Raw genomic sequence first — 16,680 nt, 5'->3', positions numbered from 1 at the left:
CGTCCGCATCTGACATCGGTCGACGCGGCGATCAGTTCGCCTGCGGCAGCCAGTCGAGATTGAGCTTGGCGTAGCGATCGACGTAGTTGGCGGTGCGCAGCATGGCGCGCTCGTCGAGAAAGGTGATCCGTCCGCTCTCGCGCGCGATCAGCGCCTCTTCCTCGAGCTGACGCAACATGCGGTTGACATGGACCGCGGTCAGCCCGGTCGCATCGCCGATTTCTTCCTGGGTCAGGCCGAGCACGAAGCTCGCTGCGCCATCGACCTCGCTCCGCATCCGGTTGCGCATCTCGATCAGGATCGCCGCGACGCGCGCCTTGGCCGAGGTGCGGCCGAGCGCCGCCAGGCGGTCGGTGAGCGCGGCGCGTTCGATCTGGTTGTAGACCATGATCAGCGCGCTGAGCCTGGGATGTTCGGTGAACAGCGCGGCGAAGGCCGATCGATCGAACGGCGCGACGATGCAATCGGACACTGCGGTAATCGTCTCGGGCGCCTCGCGATAGATCATGCTCGCTGCGGCCAGCATGTCGCCGGGAAAGTGGAAGCGCAGGATCTGCCGACTGCCATCGTCGAGCAGCACCGAACTCATCATCATTCCCTTGCGCAGGATATAGACGTCGCTCGTGCGATCGCGTTCGCGGTGCAGCGTCATCCCGCGTCGGACCGGCCGCTCACGATCCTCCAGCCGTTCCAGCGCGAGCCGTTCGTTTTCGCTCAACACTAGCATCCCGGCCAAACGGTCGGCGAAACAACTTCCTGGCACGCGCGAAAAGTCCCCTTTGATTGGATGCACAAAGCAGCGCGCAAGAAACAATGCATTAAAGTCGATCAACCGGGCGAGAAGCGGGTCGGACCTCGTTCACAAGATGTAACGTGCTTGCGCGTTTCAGGCGAGGCGATAAACGAGGGCATGGATCGTATTCTCATTCGTGGCGGCAACCGCCTGTCTGGCCGCATTCCGATTTCGGGGGCGAAGAACGCCGCGCTCACGCTGATGCCGTGCGCGTTGCTCACCGAAGAACCCGTCACGCTGCGCAACCTGCCGCGGCTCGCCGATGTCGACAGTTTCGGGCATCTGCTCAACCAACTCGGCTGCTCGACCCGCATCGAAGGCGCGCGACCGGAGGATTTCGGCCGCGTGATGACGATCCGCGCGGGGAAATTGACCGCGACCGAGGCGCCGTACGACATCGTGCGCAAGATGCGCGCGTCGATTCTCGTGCTCGGCCCGCTGATCGGCCGCGCTGGCGAGGCGACGGTGTCGCTGCCGGGCGGTTGCGCGATCGGCAATCGCCCGATCGATCTGCACCTCAAGGCGCTCGAGGCGATCGGCGCGCAGCTCGAAATGGCCGCGGGCTACGTCAAGGCGATCGCGCCGGGCGGGCGGCTGTCGGGCGGCATCTACACCTTCCCGATCGTCTCGGTCGGCGCGACCGAGAATGTCGTGATGGCGGCAGCGCTCGCCAAGGGCGGCAGCCGGATCGAGAATGCCGCGCGTGAGCCCGAGATCGTCGATCTGTGCAATCTGCTCGTCGCGATGGGCGCGAAGATCAGCGGGATCGGCACCGAAACGCTCGAGATCGAAGGCGTCGACCGGCTCCATGGCGCGACCTATCGCGTGATGCCCGACCGGATCGAGGCGGGCAGCTATGCCTGCGCCGCGGCGATCACCGGCGGATCGGTCGAATTGGTCGGCATCAAGATGGACGACATGCGCGCGACGACGCAGGCGCTGATCGCGGCGGGCGTGACGCTCGAGGAGCGCGGAGACAATCTGCTCGTCTCGGCGCCGAACGGGATTCAACCGCTGACCTTGTCGACCGCGCCGTTCCCGGGCTTCGCGACCGACATGCAGGCGCAGTTCATGGCGATGCTGTGCATGGCCGATGGCGCGAGCGTGCTGACCGAGACGATCTTCGAGAACCGCTACATGCATGTCCCCGAACTGGCGCGGATGGGCGCGGACATTCTGGTGCAGGGGCGCACCGCGGTCGTGCGCGGCGTGCCCAAGCTGACCGGCGCGCAAGTGATGGCGACTGATCTGCGCGCATCGATGAGTCTGATCATCGCCGGTCTCGTCGCCGAAGGCGAGACTCAGGTCAGCCGCGTGTATCACCTCGACCGCGGCTATGAGCGGCTCGAGGAGAAACTGAGCGCAGTCGGCGCCGACATCGAACGCGTCGGCGACGGCTGAGCGGGCGCCTAGGCGGCGGGGGCCTGTTCGACATAGGCGTCGAGCCGGGCGAGATGTTCGACGACGGCGGCGTCGGGAAGGAAGGATCCAAGGAAGCTGTTCCGCGCGAGCGTGACCAGGTCCGACCGCCCGAGCCCGCGCGCCGCTTCGACCGCACGGTAATTGTCGGCGACATACCCGCCAAAATAGGCAGGATCGTCCGAATTGATCGTCGCGCGCAGCCCTTCGCGCAGCATCCGATCGATCGGATGCGCCGCCATGTCATCGACCACGCACAGCTTGAGGTTGGAGAGCGGGCAGACCGTCAGCGTCATCCCGCTGCGCGCGAGTCGCGTGACGAGCAGCGGATCCTCGAGGCTGCGATTGCCATGGTCGAGCCGGTCGACGCCGATCAGGTCGAGCGCCTGCAGCACATAGTCGGGCGGCCCTTCCTCGCCGGCATGCGCGACGAGCTTGAGCCCGAGCGTGCGTGCCTTGGCAAAGACTCGCGCGAACTTCTCGGGCGGATGCCCCAGTTCGGACGAATCGAGCCCGACCGCGGCGATCCGGTCGAGCCACGGCGCGGCTTGCTCGAGCGTCGCGAACGCATCGGCCTCATCGAGATGGCGCAGGAAGCTCATGATCAGCAGCACGCTCATGCCGTGCTTTGCCTCGGCCTCGGCGATCGCCGAGAGCAGCCCGGTAATCACCGTCTCGAATGCGACACCGCGCGCGGTGTGCGTCTGCGGGTCGAACATGATCTCGGCATGGACGACGCCGTCGGCGGCCGCGCGATCGAAATACGCGGCGGCGAGATCGTGGAAATCCCGGGCTTCGCGCAAAACGTCGGCCCCGGCATAATAGATGTCGAGAAAGTCCTGCAGCCGTGAGAAATTATAGGCGGCGCGCACGTCCTCGACACTCGCGAAGGGAATTGCGACGGTGTTGCGCTGGGCGAGCGCGAACATCAGCTCGGGCTCGAGGCTGCCCTCGATATGGAGATGCAGTTCGGCCTTGGGCAGGCCGGCGATGAAGTCGGATGTGGTCATGCCGCTATCATCGCCCGATCGCCGCGCTGCGGCAAGCGGTCAGCGCGTTCGCGTCCAGGTTTGGCGCTTGCAGCCGAACCCGGCGACCAGGCAGCCCTCGCCGACCAGCGTGTCGGGGCCGGTCTGTTCGATCGTTCCCGACACCGTCTGGCCGATATCGGGGATCAGCACGCTGCCGTTCCACAGCCCGCGCCGCTGCTCGACGAAATCGCTAAACAGCATCGCGCCCACAAGTTGGCCGCCACCGCCGCGCGCGGCGTCGGCTCGTGCCTTGGGACTCGCCCAGACGATCTTGCCGCACATCGCGCGGCCGCATTTCTGGAACACGACGCGGACCGACTTTTGCGGGTTGGTCCATGTGCCCGTCGGCGGCGCGGCGAGCACCGCCTCGGGGAGCAGGGCCAGCATCGCTGCGGCCAGCGTCATCATCATCGGTCGCATCGCGGACCTTTTCGCAAGATGGGGTCTGCGGCGTTTTACCGCCGCAGACCTGTCCCTCCGTTGAACGTGTCAGATCGCGTCGAGTGCCTGGGCGAAATCGGCGATCAGATCGTCGGCATCCTCGACCCCGATCGAGATCCGCACCAGATTGTCGGTGATGCCGAGCGCCTGCTTGCGCTCGTCGGCGACCGACAGATGCGTCATCGCCGCGGGATGCGAAGCGAGCGTCTCGGTGCCGCCGAGGCTGACCGCGAGCTTGGCGATCTTGAGCGCGTCGAGGAAGGCGAAGGCCTCCTTCTCGCCGCCCTTGACGATCAGCGAGAAGGTCGAGCCCGCGCCGGTGCAATGGCGTACATAGATGTCGGCCTGGCGCTCCATGCCGGGGCTGTCGGCGAGGAAGCCGAGATAGCCGACGCGCTCGACCTTGGGGTGGGTGCGCAGGAAGCCGCAGACCTTGACCGCATTCTCGCCGGCGCGGCTCATCCGCAGTTCGAGCGTCTCGAGGCTGCGCATCAGCATCCAGGCGGTGTTGGGGTCGCAGATCGTGCCGATCGTGTTGCGCATCAGCCGGATCGTGTTGATGTGCGCCTTCGAGCCGAGCACGCCGCCCGCGACGAGATCGCTATGCCCGCCGGCATATTTGGTCAGCGAATAGACGACGATGTCGGCGCCGTGCTGGAGTGGTTTCAGCCACAGCGGCCCGAGGAAGGTGTTGTCGATCGCGATCGGCGGCTTGGTGTCGCCGGTGAAGATCGCATCGCGGCTCGCCGCCACTGCCTGGATGTCGACCAGCGCATTGGTCGGGTTGGCGGGGCTTTCAAGATAGATCAGCGCGACGTTGCCAGTCGCGGCTTGAGTCATCACCGCGTCGATTTCCTCGCGCGTTGCGCCCGCCGGGAAATCGAGCCACTTCACGCCGAAGCGACCGAGGATCCGCGCGATCAGCGTCTCGGTCGCGGCATAGAGCGGGCCCGAATGGACGATCGTGTCGCCGGGCTTGACCATCGACAGGAACAAGGTGGCGATCGCCGACATGCCGCTCGAGAAGACCAGCGCGTCCTCGGCTTCTTCCCACACGCCGAGGCGATCCTCGAGGATCTCCTGGTTCGGGCCGTTGAAGCGTGAATAAACGAGGCCCTCGGAGCCGCCCGGACGCTTGCCGGTGACGCCTTCGAAGTGGCGCTTGCCCGCCGCGGCGTTGGGGAAGACGTAGGTCGAAGTGGCGAAGATCGGGGGCTTGAGCGAGCCTTCCGACAGCGCCGGATCGTAGCCATGGCCCATCATCAAGGTCGACGGCTTCAGCTTTCGATCGCCGATCTTCTCGATCGACGGCTTGGGCTTGGTGCGCGGGGCGACGCCGGTCAGATCGGCTTCGGTTTCGAATTTGTCGGCCATGCTGCGTCCTCGCTAAAAATAGGGTAGGATCGTGTAACGCGCGATAGTGTCAATTGAAACCATCTGCGCGGTGGAGCGACGGGGGGACACGACATGGCGGTTGCGGTGGTTTCTGTGCCGGTGCGCGATCCGGCGGCGGCATTGGACTTTTATACGCGAGTGATCGGGCTCGCGGTGCTGCGCGACGAGCCGATGGGGCCCGAGATGCGCTGGATCCAGCTCCAGCCCGACGATGGTGGCGCAACGATCTCGCTGGTGACGTGGTTCGACGCGATGCCGCCAGGTAGCGTACAGGGGCTGATGCTGGGGGTCGACGATGTCGATGCCGAATATGCCCGGATCGCTGCGCTGGGCGTGCCGCTCTCGCCGGTCGATTCGCAGCCGTGGGGGCGCTTCTCGATGTTGAAAGACCCTGACGGCAACGGGCTGATTCTCACGCAGCTGACGACGCCGGAGGAATTCCAAACGCGATGACCGCGCGCCTCCCCTCCCTGGAAGGGAGGGGCTGGGGGTGGGTCGGCCTATGGAGAGGGCCGCCGCCGCCGCGGGCCGACCCACCCCCGACCCCTCCCTTTCAGGGAGGGGAGGAGAGAGGGGGGAGGAAGCTACAGCCCGATGATCGAGATCTGCCGCCCATAGTCGGGCTCGCCGCGATGCGTTGCGCGGCGGAAGCTGAAGAAGCGCGCTTCGTCGGCGTAAGTGTCGAGCCCCAGCATCGCGACGCGCATTACTCCCGCAGCAGCAAGCCGGTGCGCGACATAGGCTTCGAGATCGAACTGAAAATGTCCCGCGCGGCCCTCGGCGAAGAAGCGCTCGTTGGCGGGATCGTCGGCCGCGAAGCGCTGCGCAAAGGCGGCATCGACCTCGTAGCTCGCGCGCGCGATGCACGGGCCGATCGCCGCGGCGATCCGCTCGCGTTTCGCGCCGAGCGCTTCCATTGCGAGCAGCGTCGAATCGGTCACCCCGCCCAGCGCGCCCTTCCACCCGGCATGCGCCGCGCCGATCACGCCCGCCGCACGGTCGGCGAGCAGCACCGGCGCGCAATCGGCGGTGAGGATGCCGAGCGCTAGGCCTGGCCGGTCGGTCACCAGCGCATCGCCGCGCGGCCGCGCGTCGAACGGCGCGCGTACCGTGATGCACTCGGCCGAATGGATCTGGTAGGGCGTCAGCAGCGTTGCGCCGGGCACTACCGCCGCGCTCGCCCGCGCGCGGTTTTCGGCGACCGCGGCGGCATCATCGTCCGAGCCGATCCCGACGTTCAGCCCGGCATGGACCCCGCGCGACACCCCGCCGATCCGCCCGAGAAAGCCATGCGACACGCCGGTGAGCGTTGCGGCGGTGATGACCTCGACGGGCACGCTCACAGCACCAGCCGCATCAGATTATCGTCGTCGACCGTCGCGCCGACGCGGAACGCGATCCGGCCGATATCCTCGAACCCGTATTTCTCGTAGAACCGGTGCGCACGGTGATTGTCGACATAGACGCTGAGGATAACCTCACGCGCGCCATGTTCGCGCGAGAAATCGAGCGCCCACGCCATCAGCGTCTGCGCGACGCCCTGGCCGTGCCAATCGGCGAGCACGTAGAATTGATAGAGCTCGATCGCGTCGGGGCGCCATTCGCCGGGGAAGGTGACCGGTCCCATCTTCACATAGCCGATGATCTCCTCGCCCGCGAGCGCGAGGCGGATCGTGAAATCGGGATCGGACAGCTGCGATGGCAGCCCGTTGGGGCCGAACGCCTCGTCGAGGAACGCCGACAGGTCGGACGCGCTATAGAGCGTGCCGAAGGTCTCGACGAACGATTGGCGCGCCATCGCGGCGAGCGCCGGGCCGTCGATCGTGCGCGCGTCGCGATAGGTGATCATGCGAAACCTGCCGGGTTGGGCCAACCCGGCGCAGATACGGCGAGGACCTGGAAAAGGTCGCCCATTTCCTGTGTCAGGCGCGTCTTGTCGAGCGCGATTTGTGCCGTGCGGTCGGGTGCTGCCTTGGACAAAGCGGCGGCGCGTGCGTCGATCCCGAGTGCCGTGAGAAACGCGCCCTGGCCGATCGGCCCGGCGACTGCCGCGCGCTCGACCAAGGCGGCGGCGGCGAGCGTGCCGAAATCGACATGCGCGGTGAGGTCCTGCTCGCCGGGATTCTCGTACGGGTTGGCGTATTGGTGCCCACGCACCGCCTGCAGCGTGTCGCCAAGCGCGGGGCCGTCATAGCCATAGTCGATCGCCAGCAGCGCGCCGCCCTGCGCAACGATGCGCTGCGCGAGCCCGCGCAGGATCGCGACGCTGGCGGGGGACGTCTCGATCACCGATCCGGGGCCCGCGTCGCGTAACGTCTCGGGCACGACCGCATCGGGAATCTGCTTGCCTGCGATCGGGAGGAACAGCGTGTCCTGGCATGCGACGAGGCGCTCGAACCAGCCCTGCGCGCCCTTGACCAACTGCCGGATCGGCAGCGCGTCGAAAAATTCGTTGGCGACGATCAGCAACGGCACATCCGTTGGCAACGTGTCGACCGAATCATGCCAGGTCGCGGTGGACGCGCGCTCGGCTTGCGCGGCGCGCAGCACCGGGCTGGTCTCGACGAAATGCACCGGCGGGGTGAAACCGGCCTTGGCCATCGCACGGCATGCATCGGCGGCGAGCGTCCCGCGGCCGGGGCCGAGCTCGACCCAGGCGACGTCGGGCCGACCGGCGCGGTCCCACAGATCGGCACACCACAGGCCGATCAGCTCGCCGAACATCTGGCTGATCTCGGGGCTGGTGGTGAAATCGCCCGCGGCGCCGAGCGGATCGCGCGTGGCGTAATAGTGCGCATTGGCGGTCGCCATGAACTGCGCGAGCGAGATCAAGCCGGCAAGCGTGATCGCGCGCGCGAGGCGATCGGCGAGGGAGGCTTCTTCCCCCCGCCCGCTTGCGGGAGGGGCTGGGGGAGGGGAGTCTGAAACTGGCATGGTCATCTCAAGGTGCTCACTGCCCTCCCCCAGCCCCTCCCGCAAGCGGGAGGGGAGCAAGAAGATGCGGGAGGGAATTCCGCGTTACGCCACGCTCTGCCCGCCCGCGATCGGCTCGACGCGGTGGCGGCGGCCCTTGGCGGTGAGCACCAGATACAGCCCGCCGACGATCATCGGCAGCGTCAGCACCTGGCCCATGTGGATCGTCGTCGCGAAGAAGGTGCCGCTGAACTGCGAATCGGGCTCGCGGAAGAATTCGACGATGAAGCGCGCGAGACCATAGCCGAGCAGGAACAGCCCGACGAGCTTGCCCGGCTCGTAGCGCGCCTTGGTCTTCCAGAAGGCGAACCACAGGACGAGGAACAAGGCGATCCCCTCGAGCCCCGCCTCGTAGAGCTGGCTCGGATGCCGCGCGGGCTCGATCATGCCGGTCTGCACCGTGTCGCGGAACACGATCGCCCACGGCACGTTCGCGGGCTTGCCCCACAATTCGCCATTCACGAAATTGGCGATCCGCCCGAAGAACAGCCCGAACGGCACCGCGCAGGCGAGATAATCGTGGATCCGCAGCCAATCGAGCTTTTGGCTACGCGCGAACAGGATGATGCCGATCGACGTGCCGATCATCCCGCCATGGAACGACATGCCGCCATCCCACAGCTTGAACAGCCCGAGCGAAGTCAGCAGGTGCGGCGCATAGAAGATCGCATAGCCGAGCCGCCCGCCGAGGATGATGCCGAGCGTCGCATAGAACACCAGATCGTCGGCATGGCGCCGCGCCATCGGGCTGCCGGGCTGCGCGATCAGCTTGAGCAAATACCACCAGCCAAGCAGAATCCCGCTGATATAAGCGAGCGAATACCATTTGATCTGGAAGAAATGCAGGTCGATCGCGACCGGATTGAGGTGCAGATCGGTAAAATGCAGATGCGGATCCACGCCTGCCGTAGCGGCAGCGAGCAAGGGAAGGGCGGAGGGTAGGAACAAGGCTTTTCCCCTGGAGTTTGCGCCTCCATAATGGCGCCAGGCGATAAGACCAAGTGGAGAGCGCGAATGCCGAGCAAACTCGATCAACGGATGGATTCCGCGCTCGCGCAATTGACCGGCGCCGGCGGTCCGCTCGCGCTCGGCAGCGTCAGCGTCGACGGGAACGATCTCCCGCTGATCACCGGCGTGCCGCAGACGCTGCCCCCCTATTTCGCACATTATTGCAACGAGCATGCCGCCAAGACCTTCCTCGTCGCGGGCGACGAGCGGCTGACCTTTGCCGAGGTCTATGCCGCGGCGGCGCGCGTTGCGGCGACGCTGGTCGGTGGCCACGGTGTCGTACCGGGCGACCGGATCGGGATCGCGATGCGCAATTCGCCGTCGTGGATCGTGCTCTACATGGGCATCACGATGGCGGGCGGCGTGGCCACGCTGCTCAACGGCTGGTGGCAGTCCGAGGAACTCGCCGCGGCGATGGCCGATGTCGAATGCAGCCTCGTCTTCGCCGATCCGCCGCGCACCAAGCGCCTTGCAGCGATCGCCGATCTCGAGGTCAAGGTGGTGACGGTCGAGGACAGCCAGCCGCTCGCCGTCGCGCTGGCCGCCTTGCTCGGCTCGAGCGACGCCGCGCTGCCGAGCGTCGCGCCAACCGATTCGGCGACGATCCTGTTCACCTCGGGCTCGACCGGCCAGTCGAAGGGCGCGATCAGCAACCACCGCGCGGTGACGCAGGCGCTGTACAACTATCTGGCGCAGGCCCTGGTGATGCTGTCGATCTCGACCGCCGACGGCGTCGCACCGCCGGTGCAGCATGCGACCCTGCTCAACGTGCCGTTGTTCCACGTCACCGCCGAAGTGCCGGTGTTCCTCCAGAGCTTCGCGATGGGGCGCAAGCTCGTGCTGATGCCGAAATGGGATGCCGAGGAAGCGATGCGGCTGATCGCAGCGGAGACCGTCACCTATTTCGTCGGCGTGCCGCTGATGAGCTTCGAGATCCTGACGCATCCGAAACGCGCCGAGTACGATCTGTCGAGCGTGTCCGATTTCGCGGCAGGCGGCGCCCCGCGCCCGATCGAGCATGTCCGCCGCATCGCCGACGAGATGGGCGGGCCAAAGCCGCTGCTCGGCTACGGCCTGACCGAGACCAATGGCGCGGGTTGCGGCAATTTCCGCGACAATTACCTCGCCAAGCCCAATTCGACCGGCCGCGCCTCGCTTCCGCTGATCGATCTCGCGATCGTCGACGGCAACGGCAAGCCCGTCGCGCAAGGAGAGCGCGGCGAGGTCGCGATTCGGTCGGTGTGCAACTTCACCAAATATTACGGCCGCCCCGATGCGACCGCGGCGGCGTTCACCGCCGATCGCTATTTTCTGACCGGCGACATCGGCTATCTCGACGAGGACCGCTATCTCTTCATCGTCGACCGCAAGAAGGACATCATCATCCGCGGCGGCGAGAATATCTCGTGCCAGGAAGTCGAGGCGGCGATCTACCAGCATCCCGCGGTCGCCGAGGCGGCGGTGTTCGGGCTGGCCGACGAGCGTTTCGGTGAGGTGCCGGGCGCCGTTGTCCTGCTGCGCGACGGCGAGGCGCTGAGCACCGAGGATCTGTGCGCGTTCCTGTTCGAGCATATCGCGGCGTTCAAGGTGCCGGCGCGCATCTGGTTCGTCGACCAGGCGCTGCCGCGGCTCGGCACCGAGAAGATCGACAAGGTCACGCTCCGCGCGACCTATCGCGCGCTCGCGGCGGCGGGGGGCTGAGCCCCGCCGCCGCATCCGCGGCTATTGCAGGTGCGCGTGCTGGACGGTGGTCGATCGCACCGCCAGCGCCGTCTCCTCTGGCCGATAGGTCAGCAGCCGCCGGCCGAGCCGCGGGCCGATCCAGCGCTCGATCCCCATCGCCAGGCTGAAGCTTGCCGGCACGATCACCAGCGTCAGCACGGTCGAGAGCAACAGCCCGCCGATCACGGTGATCCCCATCGGCGCGCGCCACGATCCGTCGCCGCCAAGCGACAGTGCGGTCGGCACCATGCCCGCGACCATCGCCACCGTGGTCATCACGATCGGCTGCGCGCGCTTGTGCCCGGCATCGAGGATCGCGACGAACGGATCGACGCCCTTCGCCATCTCCTCGAGCGCGAAATCGATCAGCAGGATCGAGTTCTTGGCGACGATGCCGAGCAGCATCAGCAAGCCGATCAGGACCGGCATCGAGATCGGGTTTCCGGTCACCAGCAGCGCGAGCAACCCGCCGAGCGGCGCGAGCATCAACGAGCCCAGATTGACGAACGGCGCGAGGATGCGGCGGTAGAGCAGCACCAGCACCGCGAACACCAGCAGGATGCCCGACACGACCGCCGCGATGAAATTGTTGATCATCTCGGTCTCGAACTTCTGCTGGCCGAGCGTCAGCTTGCCGACGCCGACCGGCAGGTTGCGCAGGATCGGCAGCGCGTTGATCTGTTCCATCGCGGTGCCGCTGACGACGCCCGGCGCGCGATCGGCGCCGATCGTGATCTGGCGCTGCTGCGCGACGCGCTCAATCTTGGTCGGCCCCGCGCCAAAGCTGATCGCGGCGAGCAGACCGAGCGGGACCGACCCGCCGCTCGCGGTCTGCACCGGCAGGTTCTGGATCGTCGAGAGCCGCGTGCGTGCATTCTGGTCGAGCGCGACGCGGATCGGGACCTGCCGGTCGCTGAGCGAGAATTTGGCGCTGTTCTGGTCGATGTCGCCGAGCGTCGCGACGCGGATCGCGCTCGACAGCGCCGCGGTGGTGACGCCCATGCTCGCCGCGAGATCCATATGCGGCGTGATGACGATTTCGGGGCGCTGCAGGTCGCCGATGATCCGCGGTGCGGTGATCGTCGGGAGGCGGCCCATCTGATTGACCAGCGTTACCGCCGTCTTGCGGAGCAAATCGGGGTCCGACCCCGCCAGCGTGATCGACAGGTCGCGCCCGCTGCTGCCGCCGTTGCTCGAGCGGAACGCGACCCGCGCATCGGCGATCTGCGCGAGTCGCGGGGCGAGCGCGCGTTCGAACGCATTGCTCGACTGCGTCTTGTCGGGCTTGAAGATGGCGGTGACGCGCCCGCTGCCGACGCTCGCGCGCTGATAGGTCGTCGCGACATCGGGCTGGCTCTTCAGCAGCTGCGCGACCTGATCGACCACGGCCTGCGTCTGCGCGAGCGTCGAGCCGGGGACGAGTTCGATCGATGCGGTCGAGGCATCGCTGTCCTGGTCGGGCTGGAAGGTCATCGGCAGCGCGCCGGCGCACACCACCGTGAGCGCGAGCGCGGCCATCCCGCCGACCACCGCCGACCAGCGGTGCATCAGCGTCCAGCGCAGCACCGCCATATAGACGTCCATGATCCGCCCCTCGCCATGCGCATGGGACACTTGCGCCTTGAGGAAATAGGCCGCGATCATCGGCGTGATGAGGCGCGCGACGGCGAGGCTCATCAGCACCGCGACGACGATCGTCAGGCCGAAATTCTTGAAGAACTGGCCCGAAATCCCCGGCATCAGTCCGACCGGGAGGAACACCGCGACGATCGCCATCGTGGTGGCAAGCACCGCTAGGCCGATCTCGTCAGCCGCGTCGATCGCCGCCTGATACGCCGATTTGCCCATCCGCATGTGGCGCACGATATTCTCGATCTCGACGATCGCATCGTCGACCAGCACGCCTGCGACGAGGCTCAGCGCGAGCAGGCTGATGCCGTTAAGCGTGAAGCCCATCAGGTCCATCACCCAGAAGGTCGGGATCGCCGAGAGTGGGATGGCGAGCGCCGAAATGACGGTCGAGCGCCAGTCGCGCAGGAAGACGAAGACGACGATCACCGCGAGCACCGCACCCTCGATCATCGTGTCGATCGCCGAGTGATATTGCATTTCGGTGTATTTGACCTGGTTGAAGATCAACTTGAAATGCACCTTGGGAAAGCGCTTCTCGAGCGCGGCGAGCTTGGCCTCGGCGCCGTGGAACACCGACACGTCCGACCCGCCCTTGGCGCGCTGGAAGTCGAAACTCAGCACCGGCCGCCCGTCGAGCGCCGAGGCCGAGCGTTGCTCGGCATAGAGATCGCGCACCACGCCGAGATCGTCGACCTTGACCGTCCGTCCGTTGCCCGCGCTGATCAGCGTGCGTCCGAGTTCCGCCGCGGTGTGGGCGTTGCCGAGCACGCGCACCGCCTGTTCCGATCCGGCGAGCTGCGCGCGCCCGCCCGCGGCGTTGAGGTTGATCTGCCGCAACTGCAGATTGACGTCGCCCGCGGTGAGCCCCTGCGCCTGCAGCTTGAGCGGGTCGAGGATCACGCGGATCTCGCGATTGACCCCGCCGTTGCGGTCGACATTCGCCATGCCGGGGACCGACAGCAGCTCCTTCGCCACGGTATTGTCGATATACCAGCTGAGCTGCTCGATCGTCATGTCGGTGCCGATCGCGGCATAGCTCGCCAGATCGTTGCCGGTCGTGTCGGCGCGCGAGATCTGCGGCTCGAGGATCCCGTCGGGCAAGGCGCTGCGCACTTGTTGCACCGCGCCGCGGACGTCCTCGACGGCGCGGTCGATCGGGGTGCCAATGGCGAGCTGGATGACGGTGGTCGACTGGCCTTCCGACACGGTCGAGTTGATCTGGTCGATCCCGGCGAGGCTGCGCACCGCCGCCTCGATCTTGAGCGTGACCTGGTTTTCGAGCTCGCTCGGCGCCGCGCCGGGCTGGCTGACCGAGACGATCACCACCGGGAAATCGATGTCGGGATTGTCGTTGACCTGCATCCGCGCGAAGCTGACCATGCCCGCGACGGTCAGCATCGCGAACAGCACCAGCGCGGGGATTGGATTGCGGATCGACCAGGCCGAGATGTTGCGGAAGCTCATGCGAGGCTCGGCAGCGCAAGGTGAGGCATAATCGCTATTCCGTACGGTTCATCGGCGCATGTGATATAGTGTAGTACATCAGCAATACATAGCGAAAACTTAGGAGACGGCCGCGCGTCTCGCGACCGCCCTACGCGCTAAGCCGCAGGAATCGGATTACGTCAGGTCAGTCGAGCGGACAGCAGTCGGTTTCGTGTCCATGCCCGGCGGCGTCGGCGCCGGTCCCGATCCGGTCGGCGATCCGCGTCCATGTTTCCGCGACGGTTCCGCTCAAACCCGCGGCAAGCGTCGCTTGCGACAGCGCGATCGAACGCGCCTGCGCTCCGAAGCGCGCGGTGAGATGCCGCACGAAATCGTCGATGGGATCCGACACTTGCGACCTGTCCAAAAGGGGGAGGCTCGCCCCACGCCACTCGAACGTCAGCACGCTGCCTGGCATGGTGACGGCGCAGGATACGCACGATTGCGGTGCAGTCCATCGGAAATCCGCGCGGCGCTCAGACGATCGGGCCGGGACGGCCCATTCCATGCTCGATCCGGGAACGAAGATCGCGCGCGAGCGTGAGGGGATCGAACGGCTTGGTCATCACCGCCAAGACCCCGGTTGCGCGATAGGCGTCGAGCTTCTCGGTCGATAGAGCCGCCGTCAGGATGATGATCGGCACGGTCGCAAGCCGTGGGTGGCGCGCGATGATCTGCGCCAGCTGCTGCCCCGACATATCGGGCAGCGTGCCATCCAGCAGGATGAGATCGAACGTCATGACCCCGTGGATCAGCGTCTCGATCGCGTCGGTCCCGGTATCGACCACCTGCACCGCGATCCCCGGGTCGAGCCGCAGCGACACCTCGATGATGGCGGCGATATGGCGATCGTCTTCGACCACCAGCACGTTGAGCAGCGCGCTCCCGGACGTGGGCTCTGTCATGACGCCGCGAGCGACGCCGCGAGGATACCCGAACATCCCGTCCGCGCGACGATCAGATGTTCGATCAGCGCGATCCCCGCCGCGTCGGCGTGGCGGCGCAACGCACGCGTCGCGATCCGGTCGCCCGAACTGGGCGCGAGTTTGCCCGAGGGATGGTTGTGCGCGACGAGGATGCCGGCTGCGTGCACCGCAAGCGCCTGTCCAACGATCGCAGCGATCGGCAAGGTGACCGATTGCCCATCGCCTTCGCTGACCACGACGTCCCGCAGCAAACGCCCATGCCGATCGACGAAGAACACGCGCACCCGTTCGACCGTGCACGCGCCGATCGTCGCGATCAGATGATCGCTTAGCGCTTGGTCGAGCGCGAAGGGTTGGCCCAGGCCGGGTCCCCGCCGGGACGGCGCGCCCGGTGGGTGTGGCGGACCGTAGCGATCGCCAGGATCACGATCTGCGGCACCGCCCAGAATGCGTTGGCGATCCAGTACAGGACGGTCACGACGTTCGGGTCGAGCAGCTTGATCAGATGCCCGAGCACGCTCAGGAACGGCTTTGTTGCAAAACTGATGGCGGGGATTCACGCAGGGAATCGAGCGGTATAGATAGGCGTAATGCCCAAACCTGCCGCACCTGTGTATCGTACGACGAACTGGCCTGAGTATAATGCGGCGCTGAAGCGGCGTGGGTCGCTGGAAATATGGTTTGATCCGGAGATGCACTGGCTTTCGAAGCCGTGTGGTCGCCCTGGTCGCCCGATGCGGTTTTCAGACAGCGCGATAGAGCTGTGCCTGACGCTGAAGACGCTGTTCAACCTGCCTTTGCGGCAAGTGACGGGGTTGGTTTCGAGCCTGATCAAAATGGCGGGGCTGGATTGGTCGGTGCCGGATTATACGACGCTGTGCCGACGGCAGAAGACGTTGAAGGTCAACCTCGGCGGGCGGATCAGCTCGGGCGGACTGCACCTGCTGGTCGACAGCACCGGGATCAAAATGACGGGAGAAGGCGAGTGGAAGACGCGCAAACACGGACCGTCCTACCGTCGCCAGTGGCGCAAGGTGCATCTCGGGATTGATGCTGGGACGCTGGATATCCGGGCCATTGAGGTCACGACGAATGCCATTGGTGACGCACCGACGCTGCCCGTTCTCCTGGCGCAAATTCCCGGAGACGAGCGGATACTCAGCGTCGGCGGAGATGGCGCTTATGATACCAGGGACTGCCATGCCGCTATTGCCGGGCGCGGTGCCGATGCGGTCATCCCGGTCCGCCGCAACGGGCAACCATGGGCAGAAGGCGGTCCCGGCGTCGATGCACGCAATGGAGCGCTACGCGCGACAAAGCGGCTTGGTCGCGCAATCTGGAAAAAGTGGAGCGGCTATCATCGCCGCAGTCTGGTCGAGACCAAAATGCACTGCTTCAAACTCCTGGGCCAGCGCGTTGTCGCCCGCACCTTCGATCGTCAGATTACCGAGCTCAAAGTCCGTGCTGCAATTCTCAATCGGTTCTCCGAAATAGGAACGCCGGTGACCGTCCGCATCCAATAACATCTTCAAGTAAAACGTCGGTCATGCTCTCGCGTAATTATGCAACAAAGCCGATTGGGGGCATCGCGGTCGATCACGGCGAACAGCTTTGCGGCGTCGCGGCGGTCGCGCGCACCGAGTTTGGTGATGGCGTCGCGGATATAGGAATCGACGGTGCCGCTCGCGATGTTCAGGTCGCGCGCGATCTCGTCCGAGCTTTTCAGGGCGCGCACGCCGCGCAGACAGTCCATCTCGCGTGGGGTCAGCCGGGGGCGCTTCGCCGCTGAGCCGCCGGATGGCTCGGACATGTTCGCTGACCGTTTAATACGCCGTACTCCGATTCGTTCGCGGCA

18 protein-coding genes are annotated in these 16,680 nt (G+C 66.1%); 4 read left to right on the top strand and 14 right to left on the bottom strand.

From position 1 onward, the window contains the following. Window positions 1–31: 31 nt before the first annotated feature. Window positions 32–727: a Crp/Fnr family transcriptional regulator gene (locus tag ACVWYO_RS08400; protein ID WP_457349828.1), complete on the bottom strand. Its 696-nt coding sequence runs from the start codon at window positions 725–727 to the stop codon at window positions 32–34. Between the two features lie 183 nt (window positions 728–910). Between ACVWYO_RS08400 and murA the strand changes: the two genes are divergently transcribed. Further along, window positions 911–2,194 (top strand): UDP-N-acetylglucosamine 1-carboxyvinyltransferase, encoded by a 1,284-nt coding sequence (gene murA, locus ACVWYO_RS08395; RefSeq protein ID WP_457349827.1) that lies wholly within the window; start codon window positions 911–913, stop codon window positions 2,192–2,194. Window positions 2,195–2,202: 8 nt separating this feature from the next. Here the strand turns inward: murA and ACVWYO_RS08390 are convergent, their stop codons facing one another. The 3 genes from ACVWYO_RS08390 to ACVWYO_RS08380 form a co-directional block, all read right to left on the bottom strand. After that, entirely contained in the window at window positions 2,203–3,222 is a 1,020-nt protein-coding gene (locus tag ACVWYO_RS08390) for an adenosine deaminase (protein WP_457349825.1), read from the bottom strand. Window positions 3,223–3,261: 39 nt separating this feature from the next. After that, window positions 3,262–3,663: a DUF2147 domain-containing protein gene (locus ACVWYO_RS08385; RefSeq protein WP_457349822.1), complete on the bottom strand. Its 402-nt coding sequence runs from the start codon at window positions 3,661–3,663 to the stop codon at window positions 3,262–3,264. A 69-nt stretch (window positions 3,664–3,732) separates the two neighbouring features. Continuing rightward, on the bottom strand, window positions 3,733–5,058 hold the full coding sequence (locus ACVWYO_RS08380) for a cystathionine gamma-synthase family protein (RefSeq protein WP_457349820.1): 1,326 nt from the start codon (window positions 5,056–5,058) through the stop codon (window positions 3,733–3,735). Between the two features lie 93 nt (window positions 5,059–5,151). Between ACVWYO_RS08380 and ACVWYO_RS08375 the strand changes: the two genes are divergently transcribed. Continuing rightward, window positions 5,152–5,532: a VOC family protein gene (locus tag ACVWYO_RS08375; RefSeq protein ID WP_457349818.1), complete on the top strand. Its 381-nt coding sequence runs from the start codon at window positions 5,152–5,154 to the stop codon at window positions 5,530–5,532. 131 nt (window positions 5,533–5,663) lie between these two features. Here the strand turns inward: ACVWYO_RS08375 and pgeF are convergent, their stop codons facing one another. The 4 genes from pgeF to lgt form a co-directional block, all read right to left on the bottom strand. After that, the gene (gene pgeF, locus ACVWYO_RS08370; RefSeq protein WP_457349816.1) at window positions 5,664–6,422 is read right to left on the bottom strand and encodes a peptidoglycan editing factor PgeF; all 759 of its coding nucleotides are present in this window, start codon (window positions 6,420–6,422) and stop codon (window positions 5,664–5,666) included. After that, window positions 6,419–6,928, bottom strand: coding sequence for an N-acetyltransferase family protein (locus ACVWYO_RS08365; protein ID WP_457349814.1), 510 nt, complete (start codon window positions 6,926–6,928; stop codon window positions 6,419–6,421). Before ACVWYO_RS08365 ends, pgeF begins: the two co-directional genes overlap by 4 nt. After that, window positions 6,925–8,013: a class I SAM-dependent methyltransferase gene (locus ACVWYO_RS08360; RefSeq protein ID WP_457349812.1), complete on the bottom strand. Its 1,089-nt coding sequence runs from the start codon at window positions 8,011–8,013 to the stop codon at window positions 6,925–6,927. Before ACVWYO_RS08360 ends, ACVWYO_RS08365 begins: the two co-directional genes overlap by 4 nt. An 84-nt stretch (window positions 8,014–8,097) precedes the next feature. After that, window positions 8,098–9,000 (bottom strand): prolipoprotein diacylglyceryl transferase, encoded by a 903-nt coding sequence (gene lgt, locus ACVWYO_RS08355; RefSeq protein ID WP_457349810.1) that lies wholly within the window; start codon window positions 8,998–9,000, stop codon window positions 8,098–8,100. 66 nt (window positions 9,001–9,066) lie between these two features. On the opposite strand from lgt, the gene ACVWYO_RS08350 reads away from it, so the two are divergent. After that, window positions 9,067–10,761, top strand: coding sequence for an AMP-binding protein (locus tag ACVWYO_RS08350; protein WP_457349808.1), 1,695 nt, complete (start codon window positions 9,067–9,069; stop codon window positions 10,759–10,761). 21 nt (window positions 10,762–10,782) lie between these two features. On the opposite strand, the gene ACVWYO_RS08345 is transcribed toward ACVWYO_RS08350, so the two are convergent. The 5 genes from ACVWYO_RS08345 to ACVWYO_RS08325 form a co-directional block, all read right to left on the bottom strand. After that, window positions 10,783–13,878 carry an efflux RND transporter permease subunit gene (locus ACVWYO_RS08345; RefSeq protein WP_457349806.1) on the bottom strand — a complete coding sequence of 1,032 codons (3,096 nt, stop codon included), beginning with the start codon at window positions 13,876–13,878 and terminating at the stop codon, window positions 10,783–10,785. Window positions 13,879–14,044: 166 nt separating this feature from the next. Continuing rightward, window positions 14,045–14,251: a hypothetical protein gene (locus ACVWYO_RS08340; protein ID WP_457349804.1), complete on the bottom strand. Its 207-nt coding sequence runs from the start codon at window positions 14,249–14,251 to the stop codon at window positions 14,045–14,047. Window positions 14,252–14,375: 124 nt separating this feature from the next. After that, a complete protein-coding gene (locus ACVWYO_RS08335) occupies window positions 14,376–14,804 on the bottom strand; it encodes a response regulator (RefSeq protein ID WP_457349802.1) in 429 nt (142 codons plus the stop codon). Further along, window positions 14,801–15,109, bottom strand: a complete 309-nt coding sequence (locus tag ACVWYO_RS08330) for a JAB domain-containing protein (protein WP_457349800.1) — start codon at window positions 15,107–15,109, stop codon at window positions 14,801–14,803. The genes ACVWYO_RS08335 and ACVWYO_RS08330 overlap by 4 nt, the downstream gene beginning before the upstream one ends. Before the next feature lie 44 nt (window positions 15,110–15,153). Further along, window positions 15,154–15,342: a hypothetical protein gene (locus tag ACVWYO_RS08325; RefSeq protein ID WP_457349798.1), complete on the bottom strand. Its 189-nt coding sequence runs from the start codon at window positions 15,340–15,342 to the stop codon at window positions 15,154–15,156. 73 nt (window positions 15,343–15,415) lie between these two features. On the opposite strand from ACVWYO_RS08325, the gene ACVWYO_RS08320 reads away from it, so the two are divergent. Beyond that, window positions 15,416–16,348: an IS5 family transposase gene (locus ACVWYO_RS08320; RefSeq protein ID WP_457348219.1), complete on the top strand. Its 933-nt coding sequence runs from the start codon at window positions 15,416–15,418 to the stop codon at window positions 16,346–16,348. Window positions 16,349–16,353: 5 nt separating this feature from the next. Here the strand turns inward: ACVWYO_RS08320 and ACVWYO_RS08315 are convergent, their stop codons facing one another. After that, on the bottom strand, window positions 16,354–16,635 hold the full coding sequence (locus ACVWYO_RS08315; protein ID WP_457349796.1) for a helix-turn-helix domain-containing protein: 282 nt from the start codon (window positions 16,633–16,635) through the stop codon (window positions 16,354–16,356). Window positions 16,636–16,680: the final 45 nt, after the last annotated feature.

This window comes from Sphingomonas sp. UYP23 (genome assembly GCF_054059235.1).
This window is presented reverse-complemented; position numbering and strand designations above follow the sequence as displayed.